The following is a 15033-nucleotide window of genomic DNA, read 5'->3' as shown; positions in this document are numbered from 1 at the left end:
GCGACGGTGACGGTTTCATTGACCCCGTACAGCAGCGACCCACCGGCCCCCGAGCCCCCGCAGGCCCTGCGCAAGAGTCTCGGCGTCATCGACGGCGTGGCCATCGCCGCCTCCTCCACGGCGGCCACCACCAGCATCGGCATCGGCCTCGGTGTCACCGCGGGCGCCGTCGGCCTGCATCTGCCGATCATCATGCTGCTCGCCTTCCTGCCGATCCTGGGCATCGCGAGCGCCTACTCACGGCTCAACAGGGTCGAGCCGAACATGGGCAGCGGCTACGTCTGGGTCGGCCGCTCCCTCAGCCCCTGGCTGGGCTTCCTCGTCGGCTGGATCGCCATCGCCGCCACCGTCGTCTTCCTCTCGTACACCACGACCGTCACCGGCTCCGCCCTCATCCAGCTCGCGGGCGAGGCGGGGCTGCACGAGTTCGCCGGCCTCCGCCTCGATCCCGACTCCACCGCCCAGGCGACCGCCCTCGGGATACTCGTGCTGGTGGCCGTCACCTTCACCGCGATCACCGGCCTCCGGGCCGCCGCCACCTTCCAGAAGTACCTGCTCGTCTTCGAGTACGCCGTCCTGCTCGGCTTCTGCGGATACGGACTCGTCGTCGGCCCCCACCCGTTCAGCCTGGACTGGATCAACCCGTTCACCATCCCGTCGGGACAGCAGTTCGCCCAGGGGCTCCTGCTCTCGGTGTTCTGCTACTGGGGCTTCGAGTCCTCCTTCAGCGTCACCGAGGAGGTCCGTGATCCCGAGGACGCCTCCCGGGCCGGGATCATCACCCTCTTCACCATGCTCGGCCTCTTCCTTCTCGGCTCCTTCGCCTTCCAGCGTGTGCTGTCGCTCGACGAACTGACCGCCAACGGAGCCCAGGGCCTGACCTACTTCGGCGACCGCCTGGCCGGGCAGCCGCTCGCCGCGCTCCCGCTCATCGCCCTCACCTTCTCCGCCGTGGCATCTCTCCAGTCGGGTGTGATCCCCACCGTCCGCGGCATGTTCGCCATGGGACGCGACCGTACGCTCGGCCCGCTGTGGAGCAAGGTCAGCCCCCGCTACGGAACTCCGGCGGCCGGGACCGTCGCCATCGGCTGCGTCGCCGTCGCCGTGGCCGTCCTCTCCCTGGTCATCCCGAAGGTCGGCGACAGCATCCTGGCCTCGGTCAACGCGATCGGCGTCGTCGTCTCCCTCTACTACGCGCTGACCGCCCTGGCCGCCGCCGCCCGCTTCCGCGGCACCCTGCGCGAAAGCCGCACGGAGGCGCTGCGGGCCGTCGTTCTCCCCGTCCTGAGCGCCGTCGTGCTGCTCGGCCTCGGCGGCTATCTGAGCTGGACCTTCTACACATCGGCCGATCACTTCGAGATCAGCCCGGACAACGGCTGGTTCATGCTCCTCTGCCCGGCGGTCATGCTGCTGACCGGCGTGATCGCGGCGGCCTGGGCCAAGTGGGTACGGAAGTCCCCGTACTTCGTCACCGGCCGCTCCGTCGCACCGGCCGTCGCGGAAGCTGCCTGACAGCGCACCGCACCCCACCCCGCACCCCAACGGACCGAAACGGAACCACCCATGCGCCACGCACCCGCCGACCTCGTCCTCACCGGCGGCCCCGTCCTCACGATGGACCCGGCCCGCACCCGCGCCACCACCCTCGCCGTCACCGGCGACCGGATCACCGCCGTCGGCCACGACGAGGTCCGTGAACTCATCGGCCCCCGGACCGAGGTCGTCGATCTCGCCGGGCGCCTGCTCGTCCCCGGCTTCCAGGACGCCCACATCCACCCGGTCACCGCCGGACTGGAACTCGCGCAGTGCGATCTCACGGACACCCGTACGGCGGCGGACACCATCGCCGCCGTACGCGCCTACGCCGACCGGCTGCCCGAACAGGAATGGATCACCGGCGGCGGCTGGTCCATGGACGCCTTCGAAGGCGGGGCCCCGACCAGGGACCTGCTCGACGCGGTCGTACCCGACCGCCCCGTCCACCTGGTCAACCGCGACCACCACGGAGCCTGGGTCAACACCCGCGCCCTGGAACTCGCCGGCGTCACCCGGGACAGCCCCGAACCGGCCGACGGACGCATCGAGCGCGACGGACGGGGCGAGCCCACCGGACTGCTCCAGGAGGGCGCCATGGACCTGGTCGCCCGTCTCACCCCGCGCTCCACCCCCGCCGACCGGCTCGCCGCACTGCTGCGCGCCCAGCGGATCCTCCACGGATACGGCATCACCGCCTGGCAGGACGCCATCGTCGGCTCCTACGGCTCGATGGACGACGCCGCCGACGCCTATCTCACCGCCGCGCGGGACGGATCGCTCACCGCCCGGGTCGCCGGCGCCCTCTGGTGGGACCGCGAGCGGGGCGCCGAGCAGATCCCCGAACTGGTCGCCAGGCGGGCGGAGCTGAGCGCCGGCCGGTTCCGGGCCGGCTCCGTGAAGATCATGCAGGACGGGGTCGCCGAGACCGGCACGGCCGCACTCCTCACCCCGTACCTCGACGCCTGCGGCTGCGCCACCGCGAACAGCGGCACCAGCTTCATCGACCCCGTGGCACTGCGCGGATACGTCACCGAACTCGACGCCCTCGGCTTCCAGGCCCACTTCCACGCGCTCGGCGACCGCGCCGTACGCGAGGCACTGGACGCGGTGGAGGCCGCCCGCGCCGCCAACGGGCGCAGCGACACCCGCCCCCACCTCGCCCACCTCCAGGTCGTCCACCCGGACGACATCCCCCGCTTCCGGGAACTCGGCGCCACGGCCAACATCCAGCCCCTCTGGGCCGCGCACGAACCGCAGATGGACGAGCTGACCATCCCCTTCCTCGGCCCCGAGCGGGCCGCCCTGCAATATCCGTTCGGCGCGCTCCTGAGCGCGGGCGCCACCGTCGCGGCGGGCAGCGACTGGCCGGTCAGCAGCGCCGATCCGCTCCACGGCATCCACACCGCCGTCAACCGGATCACACCGGACGGCGAAGGCCCCGCCTTCCTCCCCGGCCAGCGCATCACGCTCACCTCCGCCATCGCCGCGTACACGGCGGGATCCGCCCATGTGAACCACCTCGACGACACCGGATCGCTCCGCGCCGGGGCCCTCGCCGACCTGGTCGTCCTGGACCGCGACCCGTACGCCGGCCCGGCCGACGAGATCGGCGCGACCCGTGTGCTGCGCACCTATGTGGGCGGCCGGAAGGTCCACGACGCGGAGGACTGACCCCCGGGGGCGCGGCCGGGCGGCCCCGTGGGCGCGATGCTCCGCGGGGCCGCCGCGGCACCTCATGAGGCGTACGGTTGTCCGTGATCAATCTTCACAAGAGCCTCATTCGGAAAACAGGGAGTCCACGGTATGGCGCAGCAGGTGCAAGGGGTCATCGCACCGGGCAGGAACGAGCCGGTGCGGGTCGAGACGATCGTGATCCCGGACCCCGGTCCCGGTGAGGCCGTGGTGAAGATCCAGGCGTGCGGTGTCTGCCACACCGACCTGCACTACAAGCAGGGCGGCATCAACGACGACTTCCCGTTCCTGCTGGGCCACGAGGCCGCGGGCATCGTCGAGTCCGTCGGCGACGGGGTCACGGACGTCGAGCCGGGCGACTTCGTCATCCTGAACTGGCGCGCGGTGTGCGGACAGTGCCGTGCCTGTCAGCGCGGCCGGCCCTGGTACTGCTTCGACACCCACAACGCGAAGCAGAAGATGACCCTGCTGGACGGCACCGAGCTGTCGCCCGCCCTCGGCATCGGCGCGTTCGCCGAGAAGACCCTGGTCGCCGCGGGCCAGTGCACCAAGGTCGACCCCGAGGTGTCCCCGGCCGTCGCGGGACTGCTCGGCTGCGGCGTCATGGCGGGCATCGGCGCCGCCATCAACACCGGCGAGGTCGGCCGCGGCGACTCGGTCGCCGTCATCGGCTGCGGCGGCGTCGGGGACGCGGCCATCGCCGGTGCCCGGCTGGCGGGCGCGGCGAAGATCATCGCCGTGGACATCGACGACCGGAAGCTGGAGACGGCGAAGAAGATGGGTGCCACGCACACCGTCAACTCCCGTGCCACCGACCCGGTCGAGGCGATCCGCGCGCTGACCGGCGGCAACGGCGCCGACGTCGTCATCGAGGCGGTCGGCCGCCCGGAGACGTACAAGCAGGCCTTCTACGCCCGCGACCTGGCCGGCACGGTCGTCCTGGTCGGCGTTCCGACCCCGGAGATGCAGCTCGAACTGCCGCTCCTGGACGTCTTCGGGCGCGGCGGCTCCCTCAAGTCCTCCTGGTACGGCGACTGCCTGCCCTCGCGCGACTTCCCCATGCTGATCGATCTGCACCAGCAGGGCCGCATCGACCTCGGCGCGTTCGTCACCGAGACCATCGGGATCGGCGACATCGAGCAGGCCTTCGCCCGCATGCACGACGGTGACGTCCTGCGCTCGGTGGTGGTCTTCTGATGACCGCCCGCATCGACCACCTCGTCACCTCCGGCACCTTCGCCCTCGACGGCGGCGAGTGGGACGTCGACAACAACGTCTGGATCGTCGGCGACGACACCGAGGCGGTCGTCATCGACGCCGCCCACGACGCCGACGCCATCCTGTCCGCGCTCGGCGGCCGTACGCTGCGCGCGGTCATCTGCACCCACGCGCACAACGACCACATCGACGCGGCCCCGGCCCTCGCCGCCGCCACCGGCGCACCGGTCCTGCTGCACCCGGACGATCTGCCCCTGTGGAAGCAGACCCACCCGGACCGCGCGCCCGACGGCGAACTGGCCGACGGACAGGAGCTGGAGATCGCCGGTACGGTCCTGAAGGTCCTGCACACCCCGGGCCACGCCCCGGGCGCGGTCTGCCTGTACGCCCCCGGGCTCGCCACCGTCTTCACCGGCGACACCCTCTTCCAGGGCGGGCCCGGCGCCACCGGCCGTTCGTTCTCCCACTTCCCGACGATCGTGGGCTCGATCAGGGACCGGCTGTTCGCCCTGCCCGCGGAGACCACCGTCCGTACCGGACACGGCGGCTCCACCACCATCGGCGCGGAGTCCCCGCACCTGGACGAGTGGATCGCCCGCGGCCACTGACCGGGCCGTACACCGTTCCGTTCACCGCGTCGTTCACCGCTCCGGCCACGCTGAGAGCCGCAGCCCGCTCTCGAAGCGGCGCGGTTCTCCCGTGACCGGGTCGGTGAACTCCAGCGTCCTGGCGAGCAGCTGGAGCGGACGCGTCCAGTCCTCCGGTGTGCCCTCCGGCACCACCACCGGGTAGAGCGGATCGTGCACGAGCGGCAGGCCCAGGCTGTTCATGTGGACCCGCAGCTGATGGGTCCGTCCGGTGGCGGGCAGCAGCCGGTAGCGGCCCAGCCCGCCCCGGTGCCCCAGCAGCTCGATCCGGCTCTCGCTGTTCGCCGCGCCCGGTTCCTCCCGGGCGGCGAGCACCCCCCGCTCCTTGACGATCCGGCTCCGTACGGTGCGGGGGAGGGCGAGCGACGGATCGTACGGGGCCACCGCCTCGTACTCCTTGCGCACCAGCCGGTCCCGGAACAGCGTCTGGTACGCGCCCCGCTCCCCGGGCCGCACGACGAGGAGCACCAGCCCCGCGGTCAGCCGGTCCAGCCGGTGGGCGGGCTGCAGCGCGGGCAGGTCCAGCTCGCGGCGCAGCCGGGCCACCGCGGTCTCGGTGATGTGCCGGCCGCGGGGAGTGGTGGCCAGGAAGTGCGGCTTGTCGGCGACGACGAGGTGTGCGTCGCGGTACACGACGCCGACGGGGAAGGGCACCGGCTCCTCCGGCGCGAAGTCCCGGTGGAACCAGATCAGCCGCCCGGCGGTGTACGGCTCGTCGCCGCCCACCGCACCGCCGTCCGCGCCCACGAACCGGCCCTCGTCGAGCATCGCGGCCACCCGCCCCGCCCCGATCGCCCCCGCGAACCGCTCCAGCAGATGGTCCCGGACGGTGGCCCAGGAGCCATCGGCGTCCTCCGGCAGCCGCACCCGCACGGCATCGACCCCGTTCCGCTGCGCCAGCGGTGCGGCGGGCGGCCTCCCGCGCCCCCTCACCGGCGGGCGCCGGACGGGGCGGCGGCGGGAGCGCGGTGCCGGCTGTCGGCGGTCGTACGGGGCATGCGGGCGTCCTCCCGGCGGGCTGCGGTGCGTGAGGCGCCGTGCGCCCGGACGCGCAGCGCGAAATGGCCTCCATCGTGTTCACGATGAAGGCCATAATCGGTGTACTGCGTGGTGTCCGAGGGGGGACTTGAACCCCCACGCCCGATAAAGGGCACTAGCACCTCAAGCTAGCGCGTCTGCCATTCCGCCACCCGGACAAGGTGTCTGTCTCGCGGGCCCGGCCCGTTCCGACGTGGAAAACCATAGCAAACAATCGGGGGTGCTCGATCACGCACCGGCAGGCGTGAACGGCGCATGACGGGGGGTGGGTGCCCTTGGGTGTGCGGGGCGGGCGCGGGAGGATGAAGGGGAGCACCACAGCGACAGCGGAAGGAAGCAGTGTGAGCGAGACCAACGTGGCCCGGACCGTATCCGGCGAGGACGAGGTCGTGGACCTCTGCCGTGAGCTGATCCGGATCGACACCAGCAACTACGGCGACCACTCGGGCCCCGGTGAGCGGCTCGCCGCCGAGTACGTCGCGGAGAAGCTCGCCGAGGTCGGGCTCGAACCGCAGATCTTCGAGTCCCACAAGGGCCGTGCCTCCACGGTGGCCCGGATCGAGGGCGAGGACCCGTCGAGGCCCGCGCTGCTCATCCACGGGCACACCGATGTCGTCCCGGCCAACGCGGCCGACTGGACCCATGACCCGTTCTCGGGGGAGATCGCGGACGGCTGTGTGTGGGGCCGGGGTGCCGTCGACATGAAGGACATGGACGCCATGACCCTCGCGGTCGTCCGTGACCGCATGCGCAGCGGCCGCAAGCCCCCGCGCGACATCGTGCTGGCCTTCGTCGCGGACGAGGAGGCGGGCGGCACCTACGGCGCCCGCTACCTGGTCGACAACCACCCCGGGCTGTTCGAGGGGGTCAACGAGGCGATCAGCGAGGTCGGCGGGTTCTCCTTCACCGTCAACGAGAAGCTGCGGCTCTACCTCGTCGAGACGGCCCAGAAGGGCATGCACTGGATGAAGCTGACCGTGGACGGCACCGCCGGCCACGGCTCGATGATCCACAAGGACAACGCCATCACCGAGCTGTCCGAGGCCGTCGGGCGGCTGGGCCGGCACAAGTTCCCGGTGCGGGTGACCAAGACGCTGCGGCACTTCCTCGACGAGCTCTCGGACGCCCTGGGTACGGAGCTGGACCCCGAGAACATGGAGGAGACGCTCGCCAAGCTGGGCGGTATCTCCAAGCTCATCGGCGCCTCGCTGCAGAACACCGCGAACCCGACCCAGCTCGGCGCGGGCTACAAGGTCAACGTCATTCCGGGACAGGCGACCGCCCATGTGGACGGCCGGTTCCTGCCGGGGTACGAGGAGGAGTTCCTGGCCGACCTGGACCGGATCCTCGGCCCCAACGTGAAGCGTGAGGACGTGCACGCGGACAAGGCCCTGGAGACGACGTTCGACGGTGCCCTCGTCGACGCGATGCAGACGGCGCTGGTCGCCGAGGACCCGATCGCGCGGGCCGTGCCGTACATGCTCTCGGCCGGCACCGACGCCAAGTCCTTCGACGACCTGGGCATCCGGGGGTTCGGTTTCGCCCCGCTCAAGCTGCCGCCGGAGCTCGACTTCGCCGGGATGTTCCACGGAGTGGACGAGCGGGTGCCGGTCGACGGTCTGCAGTTCGGCGTGCGGGTGCTCGACCGGTTCATCGACAACTGCTGAAGCCCCGGTACGTATTCGCCTGCGTGTGCGTATGTGACCGGAAAGAGTGAAACGGGTTGCCCACTCGTAGCCCCGTTAACCACTTCTCGTTACAAGGGATGCGGTCCGCGGCTGGGACCGCATTTCCAACGAGGAGGAATAATGATCAAGAAGGTCGTCGCAATCGCGGCTGCTACCGGTGGTCTGGTGCTCGCGGGTGCGGGTATGGCTGCCGCCGACGCCGGTGCCCAGGGTGCCGCTGTCGGCAGCCCCGGCGTGCTCTCGGGCAACGTCGTCCAGGTTCCGGTCCACGTGCCGATCAACCTGTGCGGCAACACGATCTCCGTGATCGGCCTGCTGAACCCCGCCTTCGGCAACACCTGCGTCAACGCGTGACGTTGTGCGTCAACCCGTAAGGGTTTGAGCCCGGCCGGTCCCGGAGTGCGTGCCATGCACTCCGGGGCCGCTCGGCATTCGGCCCTCGCACGGTCGTGTCCGGGGGTATTTCGAAAGGCAGAAGGCAGGAAACGAACCTATGCGACAGGTCACTCGTAAAGGCCTGATCACCATCGCGGCGGCGGGCGGAGTGCTCGCGCTCAGTGGTGGCTACGCACACGCCGACGCCGGGGCGAACGGCGCGGCGACCAATTCCCCGGGGGTGCTGTCCGGGAATTCGGTCCAGATTCCGGTCGAGGTACCGGTCAATCTGTGCGGAAACTCCGTGAACGTGGGCGGACTGCTGAACCCGACGTTCGGCAACGACTGCGCGAACGGCACGTCGGGGACCGCGTCGCACGCCGGTGCGGCCGACAGCGGCGGCTCGGGCAACCACGCGGCGGCGGGCAGCACCACCGCGCAGGCGCCGGGCGGTGACGCCGGAACAGCGGGCGGCGGGACCGGCGGCGGGAAGCACCGTGCCCCCGGCGCCTCGGCGGAGGGCACGGCGCAGGGGTCCCCCGGGCTCCTGTCCGGCAACAACGTCGCGGTGCCGATCGACATCCCCGTGAACGCCTGCGGCAACAGCGTCACCATCGGCGGGCTCCTCAACCCCACCTTCGGCAACAGCTGCGGCAACGGCGCCGGGATCACCCCGCCGCGGCCGGAGGTGCCCGTCACGCCGGAGACGCCCCCCACCCCGCCGGTGAACAGCCCGCCCGAGCCCAACGCTCCGCAGGCGCAGAACCACCCCGGCGAGCAGCTCGCACAGACCGGTGGCGGCGGGCTCGACCTGCTGATCCCGGCGGGCGCGGGCCTGCTCCTGGCCGGTGTCGGATCCGTGCTGTACCGCCGCTCCCGGAACGCCGCGTAGCGGCTCCGCGACGGTCGCGGACCGTACGGTGAAACGGAGCGGGCCCCGTATCCGCGGGGCCCGCTCCGTGTTACCAGGTGGCCCGTATCTGACGGATGATCCGTCTGCGCAGCCGCACTCTGCGGCTGCCGTCGAGGCGCAGGGTCAGGCGGTCCAACTCCCAGTGCCCGTACTCGGCGTGGTCGGTCAGCAGTCGGGCCGCATCGTTGCGGGACACCCCGCGCGGCACGTACACGTCGATAAATTCGTATTCCGGCATCGCATCTATTGTGCGGGCACAGCCCCGGTACGGATAGCGTCTGCTCTATGTCTGATGCTGTGCAGCCCACCGCTGCCGAGGTACGTGCCGCCGCCGAAGCGGTCAAAGCCGCGCTCGACCACCACCTCGACGCGGTCGAACGCCGTACCGGGGACGACGACCCCGCCGTCTACGACGCGTTCAATGAACTGGCCGCCGCGGCCGAGGTCTACGACGAACTCCTCTACGACCGCTACGACGAGGTCACCCCCTTCGAGATCCCCGGGGCGGACGACTCCCTGCCGCCCTATGCCGGTCCCGGGGAGCCCGGCGCGCTGAGCGTGCTGATCCGGCGCGACTACACGGTCGTGGAACCCCCGCGACTGCTCGCTCAGGCACAGCGCCTCGCAGATCTGGAGTCGGACGACCTGGGCACCGGGAACGGCCCTGTCGTCGGCACCAGCGTCCATGCCGCGCTCGGCGTGCTCTTCGGTGAGTACGAACCGGACGAGATCGCCTCCCGGCACAAGGAGTTCGGCCTTGAGGAAGGTGACTCCACGCTCTGGGTCTCGGCCGCCGACGTGCCGCCCGAGCCGGGCGAATGGCTCGGGGCACCGTTCGACCACGCCGATCCCCAGCTCGTGGTGTGCCGGTTCGATGTCAGCTCGGTCTTCGACGAGGAGGAGCTGGACGAGGACCTGGACGACCTGACGGCAGGCACCTCCTGAACAACCGGTGAGTTCCCGCCGACCGTGGCCCCCGGTGAGCCGGGGGCCACAGTGCTGCCGGGACAGCCCTCAGGACGCGGCGCCGGGGGTCGGCAGAGCCTCCAGCAGGGGGCGCAGCCGCGTTGTCCGCTCCTGGGCGGGGATCCGGGCGACCGCGTGCGCGAGCGCTTGGTCCACGCCGTGCACGACGGACAGATGCCGCTCCCCGCGGCTGAAGGCGGTGTACACCCAGGGGCGGCTGAGCCCCTGCGCGGCGTCGCCGGGCAGTACGACGACCGCGGCGGGCCAGCGCATCCCGGCCGCCTGGTGGGCACTGAGCGCCCAGCCGTGCCGCACGGCCGACTCCACCCGGTCCTGGGGTACGACGACGGGGACGCCCGCGCAGTCCAGGCGCAGTCCCTCGGCGTCGGCCGAGAGCACCACCCCGGGCACGGTCCGGCCGGGTGCGGGGACATGGACGACGCGGTCGCCGGGATCGAAACCGCCGAACCGGCCGGGGCCCGGGTTCAGACGCTGCTTCAGCGCGGCGTTCAACGCCCGGGTGCCCGCCGAGCCGCCATGCCCGACGGTGATCACCTGGGTCTCGGCGGAAGCGATGCCGAAGGCTCGCGGAACCGAGTCGGCGACCAGCTGAACGGTGCGGTGGACCGCCTCGCCCGCATCGCGCACGGGGACGATCACCACCTCCTTGCCCGGTGCCTCGACCTGGTTCAGCTCACCGATGCCGATGCCGGAGACCAGCTCGCCGACCGGGCCCGGGTCCGGTGTACGGGACACGACCTGCGGGCACGCGCGCGCGGCCAGCACATCCGCGAACACCCGGCCCGCGCCCGCCGAACCCAGCACACCGGGGTCGCCGCTCAACACCAGCCGGGTGCCGTCCGCGAGCGACTCCACCAGGATCGCCGCCGCCTCCACGTCCAGCTGCGGGGCGTCCAGCACGACCAGCAGATCCAGGGCCAGCGCACCGTCCTCGTCCCGCCCGGGGCCCTCGGCGCCGGTGAGCAGCCCGGCGACGGTGACGGCCGACCGCGGGTCGCCGACCGACCGGGCCAGCCTGTCGCGGCCGTCCTCGCTGTGGGTGGCGCCGAGGGCGCGCAGCCCCAGGCCCCGGGCCGCCGCGATCAGGGCCGCCGGTTCGGCGCGGGCCGCCTCTCCGCCGCTGTGGGTGACCAGACCGCCGGTGGCGGCCGTACGGATCAGCTCGGCCGCCGAAGGGGACGGGGCGGCGGCCGCGGCTGCGGACCAGTCAGCGGTCTTCTCGCAGGCGTTGACCAGCCGCGCCAGACCGTCGGCGAGGCTCTCCTCGGCCAGTGCGTACCGGTCGAGGCCCAGCAGCACCTGGACCGGCTCCGGAGCCTGACCGGCGCCGTCCTGCCGGTCCGCGCGGCTCTCGTCGCCGCCCTCCGTGTCCTCCCCGTCCTCGGGTCCGGGCTCGTCCGCGGCCTCCGCCGCGTCCAGGCCGTCCTGGAAGACCAGCACGACGCCCTCGGCGACGGCGTGTTCCACGGCCGCGTCCGGGTCGCCCACCGCGCGCTCGGCGAGTGCCGCCCGGACGTCCGCGGCGTCCAGCGCCGTGTGGCCCTGGCGGGCCGCCCGCTCCAGCAGCCAGCCGACCAGTGCCGCCGTCCTGCGTTCGTCGTCCGGGCCGCATCCGGCGCCCAGCAGCGCCCGCGCGAACCCGTCCGCCTGCTCCGGGCCGACCCCGGGGACGGCGAGCAGCCGCCATGGGTCCTCGCGCAGGGCCTCGGCGGCCTGCTCGCCCAGCGTTTCGGCGGCCGGGCGGGCCAGCGCCTCGGGAGCCCCGCCCTCGGTGAGCAGCGCCCGCACCGATGCGGCCGCCCCGGGCGACGCGCCCGGTGCCGCGGGGGCGGGCCCGGACGGCCGGGGGCGCGGCGCGGTGGGCTGCGTGGGGGCGGGGGCGGCGCGGCGGGGGGCGGGGGCCGTGGCGGGGGAGTCGAAGAACGCGGTGCCGGCCTTGTCGCCGCTCTCGACGGCCCGGACGGCCGCGAGGAGATCGGCGGCGGTGCCGCTGAGCTTCGTACCGGCCGGGATGGGGCCGGCCTTGTCGGCCTTGCGCTTCTCGATCCGCTCCCGCAGTTCGCGCTGGGCGGCGAGCTCGGCCTCCGCCTCGGAGGGTGCGGCGGCGGCCTCCGCCGCACCGGCCGTCTCCCCGGCGGCGGCCTCCGTCCCGTCGGCCTTCTCGTCGGCCGTCCCCTCGGCCGTCCCCTCGGCCGTCCCCTCGGCCGTCCCCTCGGCCGTTCCGTCGTCCGGGGCTTGCGCCTCAGGTCCGCCGGACTCCGGCACGGCTTCGGAGGCGGCCTCGTCGTCGCCGTCGCCCTCGGCACTCCCGTCCGCGGCGGCTTCCGGCCCGTCGCCCGTCGCCCCGTCCGGCGTGTCGGGGGCGTCCGGCACCGGCGGGCCGTCCTCGGCCGAGGGGCCTGGGGTTTCCCCCCGGGGAAGCGCAGTCACAGAGTGCTCCAGTCCTGGTCGGGATAGCGGTGCACGGGCGCCGACACATCGTCGAGCGCCTGGCAGATCTCGTCAGGAAGACTAAGCGCCTCCACTGACAAAGCCTCTCTGAGCTGCTGCGCGTTGCGCGCGCCGATGATCGGGGCCGCCACCCCGGGCCGGTCCCGGACCCAGGCCAGCGACACCTGGAGCGCCGTCGTGGCCAGACCGTCCGCCGCCGTCGCCACCGCGTCGACGATCCGGCTCGCCGCGTCGTCGAGATAGGGCTCGACGAAGGGGGCCAGCTGATCGGAGGCGCCCCGGGAGCCGGACGGGGTGCCCAGCCGGTACTTGCCGGTCAGCACCCCGCGGCCCAGCGGGGACGAGGGCAGCAGGCCCACCCCGAGGTCCAGCGCGGCCGGCAGCACCTCCCGCTCGATGCCGCGCTGGAGCAGCGAGTACTCCATCTGCGTGCTGGCCAGCCGGGTGCGTACGCCGGGTGAGGCGAGCTGCCAGGTGGCCGCCTTGGCCAGCTGCCAGCCGCAGAAGTTCGACACGCCCGCGTACCGGACGCGGCCGGACGACACCGCCAGGTCCACCGCCTGCAGGGTCTCCTCCAGCGGGGTCGCCGGATCGAAGGCATGGACCTGCCACAGGTCCACGTGGTCCGTCCCGAGCCGTTCCAGCGAGGCGTCGAGCGCGGCCAGCAGATGGCCGCGCGATCCGTCGAAGCGGCGGTAGGGATCGGGGACGCTGCCCGCCTTCGTCGCGATGACCAGATCCTGCCGGGGCACGAGGGTGTCCACGAGCTGCCCGAGCAGATACTCGGCCTCCCCGCCCCCGTACACATCGGCGGTGTCGACCAGGGTGCCACCCGCGTCCCAGAAGGCCTTCAGCTGGTCGGCGGCGTCGTGCTCGTCGGTGTCCCGGCCCCAGGTGAGGGTGCCGAGCCCGATCCGGGACACGCGTAGGCCGGTACGGCCGAGTTGCCTCTGCTCCATGGGCGCTGAGATTACTGGCCATGGCCCCACGGAGTGGAGGCCTGTGGACAACCGATGGGCCGCCTAAGGGCTGTCCCGTCATCCCTGGCGGGCGCACGACGACAGCTACGGCACCTCGCCGCGTTGTCGGAACGCCCGCATACATCCGGTATGCGGGCCTCCCTCCACCTTGCGAAGCACCGCATCCGACGCCGCGCGCTGATCCGCCAGGGATGACGGGGCAGCCCTTGGCCTGCCGGAACGCCGTGACGCGCGCTAGAGTCCGGACCACAGGGACGTTACTGATCAGTAAGGGGAGCGGTTATGCGGCTCGGCATCAATCTCGGTTACTGGGGCGCGGGCATGGACGGCGACAACCTCGCCGTCGCCCAGGAGGCCGACCGGCTCGGTTACGACGTGTGCTGGGCCGCCGAGGCCTACGGGTCCGACGCGCCCACCGTCCTGGCCTGGGTCGCCGCGCAGACGGAGTCCATCGACGTCGGCTCCGCGATCCTGCAGATCCCGGCCCGTCAGCCCGCCATGACGGCGATGACCGCGGCCACCCTCGACTCGCTCTCCGGTGGCCGCTTCCGGCTCGGCCTCGGGGTGTCGGGCCCGCAGGTCTCCGAGGGCTGGTACGGCGTCAAGTTCGACAAACCGCTGGCCCGCACCCGTGAGTACGTCGAGATCGTCCGCAGGGCGATGTCCCGCGAGCGTCTCAGCTACGAGGGCCTGCACTGGACGCTGCCGCTGCCGGACGGTCCGGGCAAGCCGCTCAAGCTCACCGTCCACCCGCAGCGCGAGCACATCCCGCTCTACATCGCGGCCATCGGACCGAAGAACCTGGAGCAGACCGGCGAGATCGCCGACGGCGCCCTGCTGATCTTCCCGTCCGCCGAGCACCTGGAGGACACCGCGGTGCGGCACCTGCGGGCGGGCCGCGAGAAGGCCGGGAAGACCATGGACGGCTTCGACGTCTGCCCGACCCTGCCGCTGGCCGTCGGCGACGACATCAACGGCCTGGCCGACATGTTCCGCCCGTACACCGCGCTCTACGTCGGCGGCATGGGCAGCCGCAAGCAGAACTTCTACAACCGGCTCGCCCAGCGCATGGGGTACGAGAAGGAAGCCGCCGAGATCCAGGACATGTACCTGTCCGGCGACAAGAGCGGCGCCGCCGCCGCCGTACCGCACCGGCTCATCGACCAGACCACGCTGCTCGGGCCGGTGGAGCGGATCGCCGAGCGGATGCAGGCGTACGCCGCCGCCGGGGTCACCACCCTCACCCTCGCCCCGGCCGGCTTCACCCTCGACGAGCGGATCTCCGCCCTGCGCGCCGGCACGGACGCCCTGGAGCGCTCCGGCCTCGCCTGAGCACCGCGGGGGCGCCGTAACGCCGCCCGGGAGCCCCGGGCGGCGCTACGGCCGTGGTGGGGGCTCGGGGTCGACCCCGCCACGGCCGTCACGCGGAACAACGCGCCGCGCGGCCGACGGTTACGCGGCGCGTCCCCCGCCCCGTCGCGCCCTCCTCCGGTTGCCGAGCGCCGCGT

Annotated in this window: 13 protein-coding genes and 1 tRNA gene; 9 read left to right on the top strand and 5 right to left on the bottom strand. The window is 72.5% G+C overall.

Features of this window, described 5'->3' with window-relative positions:
- The first annotated feature begins 6 nt into the window (after positions 1-6).
- The 4 genes from OHA98_RS27295 (at position 7) to OHA98_RS27280 (ending at position 5054) form a co-directional block, all read left to right on the top strand.
- On the top strand, positions 7-1512 hold the full coding sequence (locus OHA98_RS27295; protein ID WP_266929378.1) for an APC family permease: 1506 nt from the start codon (positions 7-9) through the stop codon (positions 1510-1512).
- A gap of 51 nt (positions 1513-1563) precedes the next feature.
- On the top strand, positions 1564-3207 hold the full coding sequence (locus tag OHA98_RS27290) for an amidohydrolase (RefSeq protein WP_266929377.1): 1644 nt from the start codon (positions 1564-1566) through the stop codon (positions 3205-3207).
- Between the two features lie 132 nt (positions 3208-3339).
- Positions 3340-4425: an S-(hydroxymethyl)mycothiol dehydrogenase gene (locus OHA98_RS27285; protein ID WP_266929376.1), complete on the top strand. Its 1086-nt coding sequence runs from the start codon at positions 3340-3342 to the stop codon at positions 4423-4425.
- Entirely contained in the window at positions 4425-5054 is a 630-nt protein-coding gene (locus OHA98_RS27280) for an MBL fold metallo-hydrolase (RefSeq protein ID WP_266929375.1), read from the top strand. The genes OHA98_RS27285 and OHA98_RS27280 overlap by 1 nt, the downstream gene beginning before the upstream one ends.
- A 33-nt stretch (positions 5055-5087) precedes the next feature.
- On the opposite strand, the gene OHA98_RS27275 is transcribed toward OHA98_RS27280, so the two are convergent.
- The gene (locus OHA98_RS27275; protein WP_266929374.1) at positions 5088-6026 is read right to left on the bottom strand and encodes a pseudouridine synthase; all 939 of its coding nucleotides are present in this window, start codon (positions 6024-6026) and stop codon (positions 5088-5090) included.
- A gap of 175 nt (positions 6027-6201) precedes the next feature.
- Positions 6202-6289 (bottom strand) — tRNA-Leu (locus OHA98_RS27270).
- Between the two features lie 183 nt (positions 6290-6472).
- Here OHA98_RS27270 and OHA98_RS27265 point away from each other — a divergent pair.
- The 3 genes from OHA98_RS27265 (at position 6473) to OHA98_RS42765 (ending at position 9086) form a co-directional block, all read left to right on the top strand.
- A complete protein-coding gene (locus OHA98_RS27265; protein ID WP_266929373.1) occupies positions 6473-7798 on the top strand; it encodes a M20/M25/M40 family metallo-hydrolase in 1326 nt (441 codons plus the stop codon).
- A gap of 141 nt (positions 7799-7939) precedes the next feature.
- A complete protein-coding gene (gene chpH / locus OHA98_RS27260) occupies positions 7940-8173 on the top strand; it encodes a chaplin ChpH (protein WP_266929372.1) in 234 nt (77 codons plus the stop codon).
- A gap of 139 nt (positions 8174-8312) precedes the next feature.
- On the top strand, positions 8313-9086 hold the full coding sequence (locus tag OHA98_RS42765) for a chaplin (RefSeq protein ID WP_323179646.1): 774 nt from the start codon (positions 8313-8315) through the stop codon (positions 9084-9086).
- A 70-nt stretch (positions 9087-9156) separates the two neighbouring features.
- Here OHA98_RS42765 and OHA98_RS27245 read toward each other — a convergent pair whose 3' ends face one another.
- The gene (locus OHA98_RS27245; RefSeq protein WP_266929371.1) at positions 9157-9345 is read right to left on the bottom strand and encodes a DUF5703 family protein; all 189 of its coding nucleotides are present in this window, start codon (positions 9343-9345) and stop codon (positions 9157-9159) included.
- 47 nt (positions 9346-9392) lie between these two features.
- On the opposite strand from OHA98_RS27245, the gene OHA98_RS27240 reads away from it, so the two are divergent.
- The gene (locus OHA98_RS27240) at positions 9393-10052 is read left to right on the top strand and encodes a hypothetical protein (RefSeq protein ID WP_266929370.1); all 660 of its coding nucleotides are present in this window, start codon (positions 9393-9395) and stop codon (positions 10050-10052) included.
- Positions 10053-10121: 69 nt separating this feature from the next.
- On the opposite strand, the gene OHA98_RS27235 is transcribed toward OHA98_RS27240, so the two are convergent.
- Both OHA98_RS27235 and OHA98_RS27230 read right to left on the bottom strand, forming a co-directional pair.
- Positions 10122-12524, bottom strand: a complete 2403-nt coding sequence (locus OHA98_RS27235) for a helix-hairpin-helix domain-containing protein (RefSeq protein WP_266929369.1) — start codon at positions 12522-12524, stop codon at positions 10122-10124.
- A complete protein-coding gene (locus OHA98_RS27230) occupies positions 12521-13504 on the bottom strand; it encodes an aldo/keto reductase (RefSeq protein WP_266929368.1) in 984 nt (327 codons plus the stop codon). Before OHA98_RS27230 ends, OHA98_RS27235 begins: the two co-directional genes overlap by 4 nt.
- A 303-nt stretch (positions 13505-13807) precedes the next feature.
- Here OHA98_RS27230 and OHA98_RS27225 point away from each other — a divergent pair, with 303 nt between their 5' ends.
- A complete protein-coding gene (locus tag OHA98_RS27225) occupies positions 13808-14857 on the top strand; it encodes an LLM class F420-dependent oxidoreductase (RefSeq protein WP_266929367.1) in 1050 nt (349 codons plus the stop codon).
- The last annotated feature ends 176 nt before the right edge of the window (positions 14858-15033 follow it).

Origin of the sequence: Streptomyces sp. NBC_00654, from assembly GCF_026341775.1 — a bacterium.
Taxonomy (GTDB): Bacteria; Actinomycetota; Actinomycetes; order Streptomycetales; family Streptomycetaceae; genus Streptomyces.
This window is presented reverse-complemented; position numbering and strand designations above follow the sequence as displayed.